The organism is Caulobacter sp. GW821-FHT12A07 (genome assembly GCF_058807655.1).
In genome coordinates this window covers 101,288-115,769 of sequence record NZ_JBXAQX010000016.1, presented here as the reverse complement: position 1 = coordinate 115,769, position 14,482 = coordinate 101,288, and the positions used below count along the sequence as shown (strand labels likewise).

11 protein-coding genes are annotated in these 14,482 nt (G+C 68.3%); 6 read left to right on the top strand and 5 right to left on the bottom strand.

All coding sequences use genetic code 11. From position 1 onward, the window contains the following. Nucleotides 1-363: 363 nt before the first annotated feature. Both AC1RRS_RS23820 and AC1RRS_RS23815 read right to left on the bottom strand, forming a co-directional pair. The gene (locus tag AC1RRS_RS23820) at nucleotides 364-2,100 is read right to left on the bottom strand and encodes a glycoside hydrolase family 43 protein (RefSeq protein WP_492857366.1); all 1,737 of its coding nucleotides are present in this window, start codon (nucleotides 2,098-2,100) and stop codon (nucleotides 364-366) included. A 204-nt stretch (nucleotides 2,101-2,304) separates the two neighbouring features. After that, entirely contained in the window at nucleotides 2,305-3,288 is a 984-nt protein-coding gene (locus AC1RRS_RS23815) for a LacI family DNA-binding transcriptional regulator (RefSeq protein ID WP_492857384.1), read from the bottom strand. Nucleotides 3,289-3,522: 234 nt separating this feature from the next. On the opposite strand from AC1RRS_RS23815, the gene AC1RRS_RS23810 reads away from it, so the two are divergent. From AC1RRS_RS23810 to AC1RRS_RS23800, 3 genes are all read left to right on the top strand, one after another. After that, nucleotides 3,523-4,620, top strand: a complete 1,098-nt coding sequence (locus tag AC1RRS_RS23810; RefSeq protein ID WP_492857365.1) for a LacI family DNA-binding transcriptional regulator — start codon at nucleotides 3,523-3,525, stop codon at nucleotides 4,618-4,620. A gap of 38 nt (nucleotides 4,621-4,658) precedes the next feature. Beyond that, nucleotides 4,659-5,288: a TonB family protein gene (locus AC1RRS_RS23805; RefSeq protein ID WP_492857364.1), complete on the top strand. Its 630-nt coding sequence runs from the start codon at nucleotides 4,659-4,661 to the stop codon at nucleotides 5,286-5,288. A 127-nt stretch (nucleotides 5,289-5,415) separates the two neighbouring features. Beyond that, nucleotides 5,416-5,802 (top strand): YciI family protein, encoded by a 387-nt coding sequence (locus AC1RRS_RS23800; RefSeq protein ID WP_492857363.1) that lies wholly within the window; start codon nucleotides 5,416-5,418, stop codon nucleotides 5,800-5,802. Here AC1RRS_RS23800 and AC1RRS_RS23795 read toward each other — a convergent pair. The 3 genes from AC1RRS_RS23795 to AC1RRS_RS23785 are packed head-to-tail and all read right to left on the bottom strand — an operon-like array spanning nucleotide 5,799 to nucleotide 9,207. Further along, nucleotides 5,799-6,731, bottom strand: coding sequence for an ROK family protein (locus tag AC1RRS_RS23795; protein ID WP_492857362.1), 933 nt, complete (start codon nucleotides 6,729-6,731; stop codon nucleotides 5,799-5,801). The genes AC1RRS_RS23800 and AC1RRS_RS23795 overlap by 4 nt on opposite strands. Continuing rightward, entirely contained in the window at nucleotides 6,728-7,915 is a 1,188-nt protein-coding gene (locus tag AC1RRS_RS23790; protein ID WP_492857361.1) for a glycoside hydrolase family 88 protein, read from the bottom strand. The genes AC1RRS_RS23795 and AC1RRS_RS23790 overlap by 4 nt, the downstream gene beginning before the upstream one ends. Before the next feature lie 2 nt (nucleotides 7,916-7,917). Next, the gene (locus AC1RRS_RS23785; protein WP_492857360.1) at nucleotides 7,918-9,207 is read right to left on the bottom strand and encodes an oligosaccharide MFS transporter; all 1,290 of its coding nucleotides are present in this window, start codon (nucleotides 9,205-9,207) and stop codon (nucleotides 7,918-7,920) included. A gap of 270 nt (nucleotides 9,208-9,477) precedes the next feature. On the opposite strand from AC1RRS_RS23785, the gene AC1RRS_RS23780 reads away from it, so the two are divergent. The 3 genes from AC1RRS_RS23780 (at nucleotide 9,478) to AC1RRS_RS23770 (ending at nucleotide 14,423) form a co-directional block, all read left to right on the top strand. Continuing rightward, nucleotides 9,478-10,902, top strand: coding sequence for a glycosyl hydrolase family 28 protein (locus AC1RRS_RS23780; RefSeq protein WP_492857358.1), 1,425 nt, complete (start codon nucleotides 9,478-9,480; stop codon nucleotides 10,900-10,902). After that, entirely contained in the window at nucleotides 10,899-11,177 is a 279-nt protein-coding gene (locus AC1RRS_RS23775) for a GntR family transcriptional regulator (protein ID WP_492857356.1), read from the top strand. The genes AC1RRS_RS23780 and AC1RRS_RS23775 overlap by 4 nt, the downstream gene beginning before the upstream one ends. Before the next feature lie 336 nt (nucleotides 11,178-11,513). Further along, a complete protein-coding gene (locus AC1RRS_RS23770; protein ID WP_492857355.1) occupies nucleotides 11,514-14,423 on the top strand; it encodes a TonB-dependent receptor plug domain-containing protein in 2,910 nt (969 codons plus the stop codon). The last annotated feature ends 59 nt before the right edge of the window (nucleotides 14,424-14,482 follow it).

The window sequence follows — 14,482 nt, the reverse complement described above, 5'->3', positions numbered from 1 at the left end:
TCACCCGCGGACTCGGCTTGGATCCCCGCCTTCGCGGGGAACTGACGGACTGGGGGCAGTCGGGACTGAGGGCAAAAAAACGGGGCGCCGGGCAGACGGCGCCCCTTGGTCTTGGAAGTCGGGAGGAACTTGCGTCCAAGAAGTGAGCGCCGCAGGGTGGCGCTTCAAGATTTGATATCGATACCAATCACAAAGTGGACTGTCAATCGGCGTTCGGCGAGAGCGGTGTCGAGGCGCTCAGCGCTCGGGGCGAAAACCTCGTCCTTCGACAGGCTCAGGATGAGGTTTTTCTACCGCCCTGGCCTGTAAATGGTCCTCATCCTGAGCTTGTCGAAGGACGAGGACCACGCAACGAGATCGCCTCTACCGCGTCACCCAAAATCCGTCGAAGTCCGTCCAGCCGATCCGCGTCGCGGTGTTGGCCGGCGTGCCGGCCGGGGCCTGGGCGAAGAGGCCGACCTGGCTGCCCACCCAGCGCCCCGGGCGGCTGACGAAGGGCGCGCCGACGGGGGTGAAGGCCTGGCCGTCCAGGCTGTAGCTGAGGGTCACCCTGGCGTGCAGCGAGCGCAGCATCGAGGGCCAGTAGGGCGAGAACTCCGGCGGCGGATCGGCGACGACCACGGGCTCGGCGGTCATTCGCAGCCAGACGGCGGCCGGGGCCTTGGCCTGCACGACCTCGACCCGCTCGGGCTGGAACTTGTCGGCGCCCAGGCGGTCGACGCGGATCAAGGCGGGGCCGGCGGCGGTGTTCTGCAGGCCGATCCAGGCGTAGTCGGACCCGAACATCACGAGACCCGCCCGTTCGCCGACCGCCTTGGGCGCGAAGTCGAGTTTCGTGGTCACGGTGAAGCGTTCGGCCGGCAGCTTCTGGGTCAAGAGGGCGCCGGTCTCCCACAGGTTTTCCGGCGAGGAGATCGCCTTCAGCCGCAGGCGGCCGGGCGCGGCCTTGAGGTCGGTCCAGTCGTCGTTCGGATTGGCGTTCCACTGCCAGCCCAGCGACAGGGCGCCGTCGAAATCGTCGCTGTCCTGCGGCGCGAGCAGCGGGGAGGGGGTCTTGGTCGCCGGCTTGCGGTGGGTCAGCACCGGTTGGCCGATGCCGTCGCCGTCGGGATCCTCGCCGATGACCGGCCAGCCGTCCTTCCAGGCCATCGGTTGCAGCCAGACCCGGCGGCCGTAGGAGTCGGCGTCCTGGAAGTGCAGGAACCAGTCCTCGCCGGTGGGGGTGGTCACCCAGGCGCCCTGGTGAGGGCCGTTGACCTGGGTGGGGCCCTGGTCGAGCACGTCGCGGCCCTCGTATGGGCCTGCCAGTTTGCGCGAGCGGAACACGCCCTGCCAGCCGCCCTTCACGCTGCCGCTGGGCACGAACAGATAGTACCAGCCATCCCGCTTGTAGAGCTTGGGGCCTTCGGTGGTCATCCACGGGAAGGGGCCGCGCGAGGTCTGCACCTTGGGCTGCTTGTCGCCCTCGACCAGGGTGATCGCCTCGCCCACCGCGCGGTCGCCGGCCTTGTTGAGGCGGCGGGCGGTGATGACATTGGCGAAGCCGGCGCGGCTGCGGGCGAAGGCGGTGACCAGCCAGCCCTGGCCGTCGTCGTCCCAGAACGGGGCCGGGTCGATGACGCCGCGGCGGTCGTCGACCAGCACGGGCTTGGACCACGGTCCGGCCGGGTCCTTGGCCTTGACCAGGAAGACGCCGAAGTCGGGATCCGGATAGTAGATCAGGAACTCGCCGTTCCGGTGACGGATGGCCGGGGCCCAGACCCCGCCGCCGCGACGTGGCGTAGAGTGGTGCGCCACGGGGGTGATCTGGGGCAGGGCGTGGCCGATGATCGTCCAGTTGACCAGATCGGTCGACTTCAGGATCGGCAGGCCCGGCGCGTTGGTGAACGACGAGGAGACCAGGTAGTAGGCGTCGCCCACGCGGACGGCGTCGGGGTCGGAATAGTCGCCGGCCAGAACCGGGTTCCTGTAGGTCCCGTCGCCCAGGTCGGGCAGCCATGCGCGCTCGGTTTGGGGCGGTTCGGCCGCCGAGACCGGAAGCGCAGCCAGCGCCGCCGCGAGCAGAATCCACCCGCCGAATGCTCGACCCAAGCCCGCCATCACGCCTCCCGGTGTTTTTATTTTGATATCGTTATCATTAGCGAAATGCCTTGTCATCCCGGCCGTAGCGAAGCGGAGCGCCGGGATCTCCCACGGCGGCCACATCTGAAGCGTGGGAGGTCCCGGCTCTACGGACCGCTGGCGCGGTCCTTCGGCCGGGATGACAAGTTTTCTGGTCTCGCGATGGAGCGTGGAGCCCGGCCTCTAGGACGGCGGCGGAGCCGTCGAGGCTCGTTCGATCAGTTGCAGCTGCGCCTGCACGTGGCCGCCGGGGTCGGCGCCGGGGCGGGAGAGGTCCATGGCCAGCTGCACGGCCGAGGCGGCCATGTCGGCGATCGGCTGGCGGATGGTGGTCAGTTCGGGCCAGACGGTGGTGGCCACCGAGGTGTCGTCGAAGCCGGCGATGCTGAGGTCGCTGGGGATCGACAGGCCAAGGCCGTGGGCGACGGCGCTGACGGCGGCGGCCATGTCGTCGTTGGCGGCGAAGATCGCCGAGGGCCGGCGGCGCAGGTTGAGCAGATGTCGGGCCGCCTCCAGCCCGCCGCGATAGCTGAAGCCGCCGTCGGCGACATAGGCCTCGTTCACGGTCAGTCCGGCCTGAGCCATCGTCTCGCGGAAGCCCTGCTCGCGGCGCTGGGCCGTGGAGTGGGCCGGATCGCCGCGTACGAAGGCGATGTCGACATGGCCAAGGTCGATCAGGTGCCGCGTCATCATCCGCGCGCCGGCGAAATCGTCGATGAACACGGCCGGCGCGCCCTCGCGCGGGAAGGCGGTGGCGAAGCTGACGGCGCCGACGCCGGCCTTCTCCAGCGATTCCAGGATCGCGGCGTCGTCGCACAGCGGCGGCGGCAGGATCACCGAGCCGACGCCGGCGTCGACCAGCTTCTGCACGGCCTGGGCCGGGGTCGGGTGGGCCTGGCTGGGCTCGATCAGCAGCTGGCAGCCGCTCTGGCTAGCTTGTCTAAAAGCGCCCATCAGGTAGTTCGACAGGTTCGACGAGCTGGCGTTGGAGTACAGCATGCCGATCAGCGAGACGCCGGTGCGGGTGGCGCGGGCCAGCGAGTTGGGCCGGTAGCCCAGGGTCTTGATGGCTTCCTCGACCTTGTCGCGCACGGCCTGGCGCACGTGCGGATAGCCGTTGACGACGCGAGAGGCGGTCATGGAGGAGACGCCCGCGGCCTGCGCCACGTCGTGGATGGTCGGCGCCTGTCGCCTCTGCGTGCTCAAGGAGTCCTCGCCCAAACTGCGACTCTCTACGGGTCGCGGCGCAGTCTAGCGAACACCGCACCGATAAGTCCAAGCGAGAGAAGGAGAAGCGCCCGGCAGGCGAACGCGCGTTTTTGCGCTGGCGCGGGCGGTGAGCGCCGTTAGGATGGATTGTTATCGTGAACAATCGCGATACGTTCCGAGGATGGTGCGTTGGTGAAGAGTCCCCGCAAGGCCAGGCCGGCGTCCGGCGCGGAAGCGACGACCGCGACCGCGCGACCGGCCCCGCCCCGGACCTCCACCATCCACGACGTCGCCCGCCACGCTGGGGTCGGCTCGATGACCGTCTCGCGGGTGATCCGCGGCACGGCCAATGTCAGCCCGGCCATGCGCGAGCGGGTCGAGGCCTCGGTGCGGGCCCTGAACTACCAGGTCAATGTCGCGGCCCGGGCCACCCGCTCGCGCGCCTCGGCCGCCCGGGTCGGCATCCTCTACAGCAACCCCAGCGCCTCCTATCTCAGCGACATCATGATGGGCGGGCTGGAGCAGAGCTCGAAGCTGGCCAGCCACCTGATCCTCGAGCGCTGCGAGGGCCTGGCCGGCCAGAAGCAGGCGGTGAAGCGGCTGCTGGCGGCGGGGGTGGACGGGGTGATCCTGCCGCCGCCGCTGTGCGACTCGCGCCAGACCATCGCCATGCTGCGGGCCGAGGGGGTGACGGTGCTGGCCCTGGCGACTGCCCGGCCGATGGTCGACGTCTCCAGCGTGCGCATCGACGACTTCGAGGGCGCGCTGGCCATGACCCGCCACCTGATCGCCCTGGGCCATCGCGACATCGCCTTCATCAAGGGCGACCCGCAGCACACCCCGACGCAGCTGCGCTACGAAGGCTTTCTGGCCGGGATGGCCGAGGCGGGGCTGGACGTGCGGCCCGAATGGGTGGCGCAGGGGCTCTTCACCTATCGCTCGGGGCTGGCGGCGGCGGAAAAGCTGTTCGAGGCCCGCCTGCGGCCCAGCGCCATCTTCGCCAGCAATGACGACATGGCCGCGGCCGCCCTGGCCGTGGCGCACGGCCGCCAGATCGCCGTGCCGCGCGACCTGACCGTCTGCGGCTTCGACGACACGGCTGTGGCCACCACCGTCTGGCCCGAGTTGACCACCATCCACCAGCCGATCGCCGAGATGGGCCGGGCGGCGGTCAGCCTGATCGTCGAGGAGATCCGCGCCCGCAAGCTGGGCGGCGATCCGGCGCCGGTGCACCACCTGCTGCCCTTCACCCTGATGGACCGCGCCTCGTCCGACGCCGCGCCGCCCTGAGGTGGCGCCGCGCGGCGGCCATTGCTAAGCTTGCGCGCATGAAGAGCGTTCTGCGTGTGATCGCCGGCCTGGCCGGCTCCCTGGTGCTGTGCGGCGTTGGCGCGGCTGACGAGAAGAGCGACAAGCCGTCCTGGCCGCAGGAGCGGATCAAGACCCTGGAGTTCCGTTGCTCGGTGATCGAGGGGCCGAAGCTGACGGCCTGCAAGCCGCTGAAGGCCGAGAAGGTCGATCCGCGTACGGTCGAATACTCCAAGGCGGCCGTCGAAGGCCTCGAAAGCTGCAAGATCGACAACTTCAAGCCGGGGACCAAGGTCACCTACGCCTATCCCTATGTCGATGATCCCAACTATCTCGACGATCCGATCAATCCGCACGTCATCAAGCGCCCGGACTATGCCGAGCCGCCGCCGCTCGCGCTGATCAAGCGGCTCTATCCGGAGCAAGCCAAGGGCAGCGGCGTGACGGGGCGGGCGGTGATCGCATGCCGTGTCGGTCTCGATGGCCGCGCGACCGACTGCAAGATCGCCGAGGAGACGCCCGCCGGCCTGGGGTTCGGCGAGGCCGGGCTGATCGCGCTGAAGGCCTTCCGTTTCACGCCTAAGCTCTATGACTGCCGGCCCGTCGACGACGGCAATATCCGGATGCCGATCGTCTTCTCGCCGCGCTGAGCGCCGCGGCCACGCATCGAAAACTTGCAGGGGCTCTGTCGGCGCGGGAGGGTTTGGATCGTCGTTCCGGGCGAGAGGTCGGCGTGGTCGGCCCCTAAGGCTGTTGGCCTAAGCGAGGAGACGAGCGATGCGTGTGATGGTGCTGGTCAAGGCCACCGAGGACAGCGAGCAGGGCTTCGTCCGCTCGCCCGAGACGATGGCGATGATGGAGGCCATGGGCCGCTTCAACGACGAACTGGCGGCGGCCGGGATCCTGGTGGCGGCCGACGGCCTCAAGCCCTCGTCGGCGGGCAAGCGGGTGGCGTTCGACGGCGAAGGCCGCACGGTGATCGACGGTCCCTTCGCCCAGCCGCGCGAACTGGTCGCCGGCTTCTGGCTGTGGGAGGTCAAGAATCTGGACGAGGCGGTCGCCTGGGTGAAGCGCTGCCCCAACCCGATGCCCGGTCCCAGCGAGATCGAGATCCGGCCGATCTATGAGCTGGCGGATCTGATGGGGGATGACGCGTCCGCCTAGGCCACTTGCTCGCTCAGCAACTGGCGCGCCTCCTCCAGGCTCCACAGCCGCGCGGCGCCGCGCACGCCGGAGGCGTCGCCCCAGACGGCGGGCTTGATGCGGGTGCTCCAGCGGTCTGCGAACACGCGCCCGGCGACGAGGCCGGGCAGGCGCTGGCAGACCTCGGGCACGTTCGAGAGGCCGCCGCCGACGACGATGGCGTCGGGGTCGAGGATGTTGCACAGCACGGCGACCGAGCGGCCCAGGCGGTCCATCAGCCGGTCGAAGGCGGCGGTGGCGGCGGCGTCGCCGGCTCGCCAGGCGGCGATGATCTCCTCGCCGCTGCGCGTAAGTCCCGTCGCCTCCTGGAAGTCGCGACGCAGGCCCGTGCCCGACACCCACATCTCCAGGCAGCCGGTCTGGCCGCACCAGCAGCGGGGGCCTTCGCGCTCGTCGGCGCTGGGCCAGGGCAGGGGCATGTGGCCCCATTCGCCGGCGATGCCGTTCTCGCCCTCGATCAGCTTGCCGTCGACGACGAGGCCGCCGCCGCAGCCGGTGCCCAGGATGATGGCGAACACCACCCGCGCGCCCGCGCCGGCGCCGTCGACGGCTTCCGACAGGGCCAGGCAGTTGGCGTCGTTGGCCAGCCGCACCGGCCGGTTCAAGGCCTGGGACAGATCCTCGCGGAAGCGGCGGCCGTTCAGGTACAGCGAGTTGGCGTTGCGCATCACGCCTGTGGCCGGCGAGATCGAGCCGGGCGCGCCGATCCCCAGGGTGCCGCGCGCCCCGAGCTTCTGCTCCAGCTCGCCGACCAGGTCGCGGACGACGCTCAGGGCCTTGTCGTAGTCGCCCGGATTGGGAACGCGGGCCTTGGCCAGCACCTTGCCGCTGGCGTCCAGGGCGGCGGCCTCCACCTTGGTGCCGCCGAAATCCACGCCGATCTGAATCACCAGTAGGGCTCCCAAACCCGGGTGAGACGAACCAGCGCCTCGAGGAAGAAGTAGTCGCCCCACAGGCAGGCCTCATCGACGCCGACGCGGTTGGGCATGTGGTAGACGCCGTGGGCGAGGATCCCGGTCCCGGGCTCGCCCAGCGGCAGCAGATAGCGCTCGCCCAGGGTCTCGACCATGGCCAGGGCGGCGGCCTCGTAGGTCTCGCGATCGGGATCGGCCAGCGGCAGGGCGCGGGCCAGTTCCAGCAGGCCGCAGGCGGCGATGGCGGCGGCCGAGCTGTCGCGCTCGGCGTCCGTGAACACCAGGTCCCAGCAGCAGATCAGGTCGCCTGGCAGGCGGTTGAGGAAATAGTTGGCCAGTCGCGCCGCAAGCGCGATCAGGGCCGGATCGGCCTTGTAGCGATGCACCAGCGGGAAGCCCGAGACGCCCCAGGCCTGGCCCCGCGCCCAGCACGAGTCGTCGCTGAAGCCCTGGTGGGTGCTGCCGCGCAGCGGCGCGCCGGACTTCGGGTCCATGTAGAAGGTGTGGAAGGTCGAGGCGTCGGGCCGCACGATGTGGCGGGCGGCCTCCTCGATGTGACGGTCGGCGGCGATGCGGAAGGTCGGATCGCCGGTCTCCTCGCTGGCCCAGTAGAGCAGGGGGAGGTTCAGGTTGCAGTCGATGATCATCCGCCCGGCCTGCTCGGGATCGGAAAGATCGCCCCAGGCCTGGATGATGCCGGCGGCCGGCAGGTAGCGGGTCATCAGCCGGCGAGCCGCGGCCAGGGCCGCCTGGCGGGCGCAGATGTTGCCGGTCAGCTTCCAGCCCGCCACGCAGGACAGCGAATAGAGGAAGCCCAGGTCGTGGTGGTCGACGTTGATCTCGCGGTCGATGCGGTCGCGGAAGCTCTCGACCTGGCGCTCGGCGGCCTGGCGGTAGCGGGGCTCGCCGCTGGCATCGAAGGCCAGCCACAGCATCCCGGTCCAGAAGCCGTTGGTCCACTCGGTGTTGTCCATCGGCGCATAGACCCCGCCCTCGCTGGAGGGCCTGGGGAAGGCGTCGGTGAAGAGGTCGAGGCTGGCGTCGATGCGGGCCAGGACGGCGGCGATGATGGCGTCCAGCCTGGCCCGGTCGGGACGTGGGCGCGCGAGGATCTCGTCGGCGCGGGCGATGGCCTCGCGGGCGGTGGTGGTGTCGGGCATGTTCAGTTGACCTTGGCCACGTCGGCGCCGCCGAGGTCGGCTTGAACCTTGGATGGGGCTAGAGCCGGATCGGGCTCGGCGTCCTTGGCGGGCCGGTCTTGCGGCGGGGTGGGCGAGAGGGCGAACACCGAGGCGACCCAGAAGGCGGCCGCGAACAGGGCGATCAGCAGGTAGGTGCTGGGGAAGCCGATCAGGTCGTAGCTCTTGCCGACGATGGGCGACAGGATCGCCAGGCCCAGCGAGTGGCCGAAGCTGACGCCGACCAGGTAGAGCGTCGAGGCCAGGCGGCTTTCGAAGTGGAAGGCGATGTAGCGGAAGATCGACACCACCAGGATCGGCAGCTCCAGCGAGTGCAGCATCTTCATCGCCGAGATCGGCACGGGGCCGTGCACGAGGCCCGAGCCGGCGATGCGCACGATCATGATCGCCGCGGCCAGCAGCAGGCCGTTCTTGGCCCCGATCCTGTTCACGACGAACGGCGCGACGAACAGCATGCCGGCCTCGAGGAAGATCTGGGCCGAGTTCAGGTAGCCGAACATGGCCGCGCCCTGCTTCGGGTCGGCGAAGTGCGAGGCGTAGAAGGCCGGGAATTGCTGGTCGTAGACGAGATAGAGGTTCGTCACGCCCAGGATCAGCACCATGAAGCCCCAGAACTTCGGCAGCCGGAAGATGGCCATGGCGTCGGCGGGCTTCAGGGCGTCGGAGCGCTCGCGCTCGTCGGCGCTGGGCTCGATCTTGGCGAGCGCCAGCAGCGGCAGCAGGACGAGGCCCGCGCACGAGGCCAGGGCGAAGTTGTAGAGCGGGTCCATGTTGAACAGCCGGCCCGAGAAGAAGGCCGCCGCCGCGAAGCCGAGCGAGCCCCAGAGGCGGGCGCGGCTGTATTCGAAGCCGTACTTGCGGCCCACCCGGTCGACGAACGACTCCAGGGCGTAGCTGCCGGCGATGAAGGTGATGCCGAGATAGGCCCCGCCGGCGATCGCGCCCAGCAGCAGGTTGGTCTTCAGCAGCGGGCCGTAGACGAAGGCGAAGAAGGCGCCCGACAGCACCACCAGGCCGCTGATCAGCCACAGGACATGCTTGCGCAGGCCGACCTTGTCGGAAACGAAGCCGTAGAGCGGCTGGGAGAGCATCGCGAAGATGAAGTTGGCGGCGAAGACCACGCCGGTCTGCGCGCCGGAGAGGCCCAGGGTCCGCTTCAGCCACAGGGCCAGCAGCGAGATGCTCATGGCCTGGGCGAAGAAGTAGAAGAAGAGGAAGGCGCTCAGCAGCGCGTAGTTCTTCCGGAAACCCATGCGACTCCCTCCCATCGCCGCGCCGTCCGCGCTTCATGGCGCGGTCGGTCCAGCCGTTCGGTCATAGACCAAACTGATAACGATACCAAGCGCTTTTGCGCCCTTCGCCGCCTGCGAAGCCGGGGCTTGCATGGCGTGTCTGATATCGATATCAATTAGCAGCCTTCGGGCGTCCCGCAAGCGATTTCGACGCGCCGTCTCTTTCGGGGCGCCGGCCGTCCGGGCCAATCAAGACGCCGCGTCAGAGCGTCGACCAGGGGAGAGACAAGGATGCGTTCGCCTGCTCGTGGAATTCCGGCCCTGCTCGCCGCCGTCGCGTTCGGCGCGCTTCTAAGCGGCGCGGCCTGGGCGGAAGAAACGCCCGGCCTGACGATCCATCCGCTGCCGCCGGGCGGGCTGTTCTACACCATGCACAACGACACCTTCACGGTGCGGGTGCGCAAGCCGGGCGGGCCTTGGCGCGACCTCTACGAATACACCGCCAAGGTCGATTCCGACGGGCCCAGCGACGTGTCGGTGGTGCAGTTCGACTTCACGGGGCCGGTCGAGATCGGCGTGCGCAAGAACAACGGCGACTTCAAACGCGTCGAGGTGCGGCCCACCCGCAACGCCATCAGGCACAAGGTCGAGAAGGGCGTCGTCACCTTCACCATCGACAAGCCGCAGAACCTGTCGGTCGAGTTCGACGGCGACCGGCTGCACAACCTGCTGATCTTCGCCGGCGCGCCGATCGCGCGGCCCGCGCCCGGCCCCGACGTGGTGTTCTACGAGCCCGGCCTGCACACCCCGCCCGGCGGCGGCCAGTATTTCCCGGTCAAGTCGGGTCAGACGATCTATGTCGCCGGCGGGGCCGTGCTGCAGGGAACCTTCAAGCCCGAGGGCGTCGAGAACGTGCGGATCATCGGCCGCGGGATCATCGACCGGCCGGCCGAGCAGCTGGTGGTGCAGGGCTCGAAGAACGTCACGGTCGAGGGCCTGACCTTCCTGACGCCCAAGCACGGCACGATCGCCTGCGCGTCGTCGAGCAATGTGACCTTCCGCGACTTCCGGACCCTGTCGAACGGCTCGTGGTCGGACGGCGTCAACGTCTTCGCCTGCAGCGACGTGACCGTCGAGCGGGCCTTCATCCGCACCTCGGACGACAGCGTGGCGGTCTACGCCACCCGCAAGGACGGCAAGGGCGACACCCGCCGAGTGCGGGTGCGGGATTCGATCTTCTGGCCCGACGTCGCCCACGCGGTGTTCATCGGCCTGCACGGCGATAGCGAAAAGCCCAACGTGCTGGAGGACCTGCGCTTCGAGAACATCGACATCCTGGGGCTCGACGAGGACGACCCCGAATACCAGGGCGCGCTGGCGATCAGCGCCGGCGACACCAACACCGTGCGCGACGTGGTGTTCGACGGGATCCGGGTGGACCAGATCGAGGAGGGCAAGCTCTTCAACGTGCGCACTGTGTTCAACGCCAAGTACGGCACGAGTCCGGGCCTGCTGGTCGACGGGGTGGTCTTCCGCAACATCGACTTCACCGGCGACGGCTGGCCCAGCCCCTCGACGCTCTCGGGCTACGGGCCCGACCGGCCGGTGAAGAACATCAGCTTCGAGAACGTGACCATTGGCGGAAAACGGCTGAAGGCGGCCGATCCCTCGGTCATCGAGATCGGCCCCAATGTCGAAGGGGTGAGCTTCAAGTGACCGCTTCGCCTGGCCTCTTCTGGGCGCCGTTGAAGCGCACCGGCCGGGTGGCGCTGTATCGGCAGCTGGCCGACCGGCTGCGGGCGGCGATCCTCGACGGCGAGCGTCGCCTGCCGACCGAGCGCGAGCTGGCCAGCGGCTTCACGGTGGCCCGGATCACCGTCCGGGCCGCGCTCGACCTGCTGGCGGCCGACGACCTGATCTCGCGCCGGCCCAGGCATGGAACAGTGGTGAAGGCGCGCGACCGCGCAGGTGAAGTATCGCTGCATGCATGAAATCGGTCGGCGCGATCGAGAGTGAAGTCATCGCGCCGCATGCATCCTGAAGTTTTCATTCGGCGCTGTGCTGATCGCACGTAGCGGACGATGTCGCATTGATGATCGAAAGCTGTCGGCATTGCTGGCGACGCGCCGTCTATCGTGCGTTCACGTCGTGCGAATGTTTCCGACATGTCGGCGTCGAAACCCCGTTGACAGCGTTCAAAATGCGCTGATATCGATAACAACAAGCCGATCGGGGCGCCTGGGGCGCTCTCGAAAACGACAAGGCGGTCGGCGCGCCGGCCCCGCCGCGAGGCGAGGTCGGTCTGAAAGTCCGAAGGGGAGGATAGGATGGCTGGTTACGGCCCGAAGCGCGGATGCAACCGCGCCCTGCAGGTTTCTCACATGGTTCTGGCCCTGGCCGCCGGCGCGAGCGCGATGTCGGTCGCCGCCGCCGCGCAAGCCCAGGCGCCCGCCAAGACCACGGCGGCCGAAGCGGCCAAGCCGGCGCCGGTCACGGTCGAGACCACGGCGGTCGACGAGGTGATCGTCACCGGCGTCATGGTCGGCACCGCCGCCAAGAAGGCCAATGTCTCGTTCTCGGTGCTGAACGAAGACGACATGAGCAAGTTCACGCCGATCAGCGCCGACGACATGCTGCGCGACATGCCCGGCGTGGTGGTCGAGTCCAACGACGGCGTGGCCCGCAACGAGGTCTTCACCCGCGGCATGACCATCGGCACCGGGGCCAACACCTCGGGCTATTTCTGGACGACGATCCTGGAGGACGGCCTGCCGGTCGTGCCGTTCAAGTTCAGCGGCTTCCAGGACGGCTACTTCTACCGCGCCGACATCTCGACCAGCCGGGTCGAGTCGGTGCGCGGCGGCTCGTCGGCCACGGGCGTCACCACCTCGGTCGGCGCCACCTTCAACTACATCACCGGCAAGGTGAAGCCGGGGGCGGTGATCCAGACCCGCATCGGCTTCGAGGGCGAGGACCTGCACCTGTCGTGGAAGCAGGTCGACGCCGCCTACGGCTGGGTCAATGACAAGGGCGACTTCGGCGTCGGCCTCAGCGGCTTCTACCGCAAGTCCAGCGGCCAGGTGGATCCGGGCTTCGACCTGAACCACGGCGGCCAGTTCAAGGTGAACCTCTACAAGGACTACGACACCGCCAACGGTTCGGGTTCGTTCAACCTGATCTACAAGCACCTGGACGACACCAACGCCGAACTGACCACCTTCCAGCAGCCGACCTACGGCTACCAGGATCCCGAGGAGATCCCGGGCTTTGGCCGCGACGTGAACCTGTTCATGAACGGCGGCCAGCAGACGGTGCCGAACTACTTCAAGAGCGGCACGCACAGCCTCGATCCGTCGGACGGCTATCGCTACAAGCAGGACGCCCTGTCGCTGCGCTGGAACCACGACATCGGCGAGCGCCTGACCTTCACCGGCGCGGCGCGGATCCAGAAGTCGACCTATCGCGGCCAGTCGTACAAGCCCCAGGGCCTGGCCTCGCTGGGCTCGGCGGCGGCGACGCGCGAGCGCTTCGGCCTCAACATCAACAACCTGGACCGCACGCCGGGCTACTACGTCTTCACCAACGTCGCCGGCCAGGAAGTGGCCCGCGTGGCCAACAACGTCGCCGGCTCGCAGCTGGGGACCAACTACCGCACGGGCGTGGCCTGTCCGCGGGTGACGGCGACGACCTTCCAGACCGCCAGCCTGTGCATCGTCGGCAACACCCTGCCCAACCGCGACATCGACATGCGCGGCGGCCTGGTCACGGCCACCATCCCCAGCGCCGACGGCAGCTACAATTCCGGCACGGTGCCCACCGGCACGAGCTCGCAGGACCTGGTGCTGCTGACCCGGGCCGAGGACAACTACCGTGAATCCGTCGACTACATGGGCAACTTCACGGCCACCTATCGGGGCGACACCTGGAGCGTGAACGGCGGCCTCTACGTCTCGCGCTCGGAACAGGTGAACGACAACTGGGCCAACGGCCTGGGCGTGTCGGCCTGGGCCGACGGCCAGGTGCAGAACCTGAACGTCAAGTACGTGACCAACGGCGGCACGAGCTACCAGCTGACCGACGCCGGCGGCTGGGGCTCATACGGCAGCGGCCTGTTCACCACCGTCTCGCAGCGCGCCCGGATCATGGAGCTGTCGCCCTATGCCGGCTTTGCCTGGTCGCCGAACAAGCACTGGGATTTCAACGCCAGCATCAAGTACCAGTACTTCCACGCCCGGACCTATTCGGAGACCTGGGACACGCGCAATTCCGGCGCCGCCTCGCTGACCAACGGCGGCCTGGATGGCGATCCGCTGACCGTCTACGACAACGTCTACATGACCAAGACGGCCGCTAAGGTGATCGGCGCCGACAAGGACCTGAGCCTCGTCGATTACAGCGTCGCCATCGGCTACAACTTCACCGACAAGCACAAGATCTATTACCGCTACACCGACGCCAAGCAGCCCTCGTCGGGCGTGGTCAACCGCTACTCGACGGCGGCGACCCTGGTGCGGCCGCTGGGCCCGACGGCCTACATCAAGGGCCACGAGGCCGCCTACACCTTCGGCGACCGGCGCTTCAACGGCCAGATCACCTATTTCTACCAGAACTTCGCGGTGAACGATTATCCGACCGCGGTCGATACCGACAACGTCTCGACCTACCTGCTGCCGGAGAACTTCAACCGCTACTTCACGCGCGGGGTCGAGGCCTGGGCCAAGTGGAAGGTGACGCGGAACCTGGAATGGAACCCGTCCGTCACCTTCCTGAACGGCAAGACCACCGAGGCCTATGTCTGGCTCAACACCGGGGCCAACGGCCTGGGCGCGTCGGACGACGTGCTGCGCGTCGACGCCGGCATCCTGTCGCGCTCGCCCAAGTGGACGCTCAGCAACACGGTCTCGTACCGCTACGGCGACTTCCGCTTCAACGTCCGCCACCGTTGGATGGACGTGCGCAAGCTGAACACCAACTCGCTGGATCACCGCTACCTGCCCGAACAGGACAACCTGGACATCTCGGTCCAGTACAGCGGCCTGAAGAAGACCCAGGTCACGCTCGACGTCCGCAACGTGCTCGATAAGGACTATATCTCGGCCTACGACCCGATGATCAGCACCAACCTGCCGACCAATGTGCAGGTCTACGACGTGGTCGCGCAGCTGCCGGAGTCCGGCTACCTGATCAAGCGCAACGCCCCGCGCTCGGTGTGGCTGACCGTCCGCAAGGAGTTCTAGGCCCTCGGGTTGGAATTCCCGGTGAGGCGAGGGCGCTCCTCGCCTCACCGGCCTGTCTC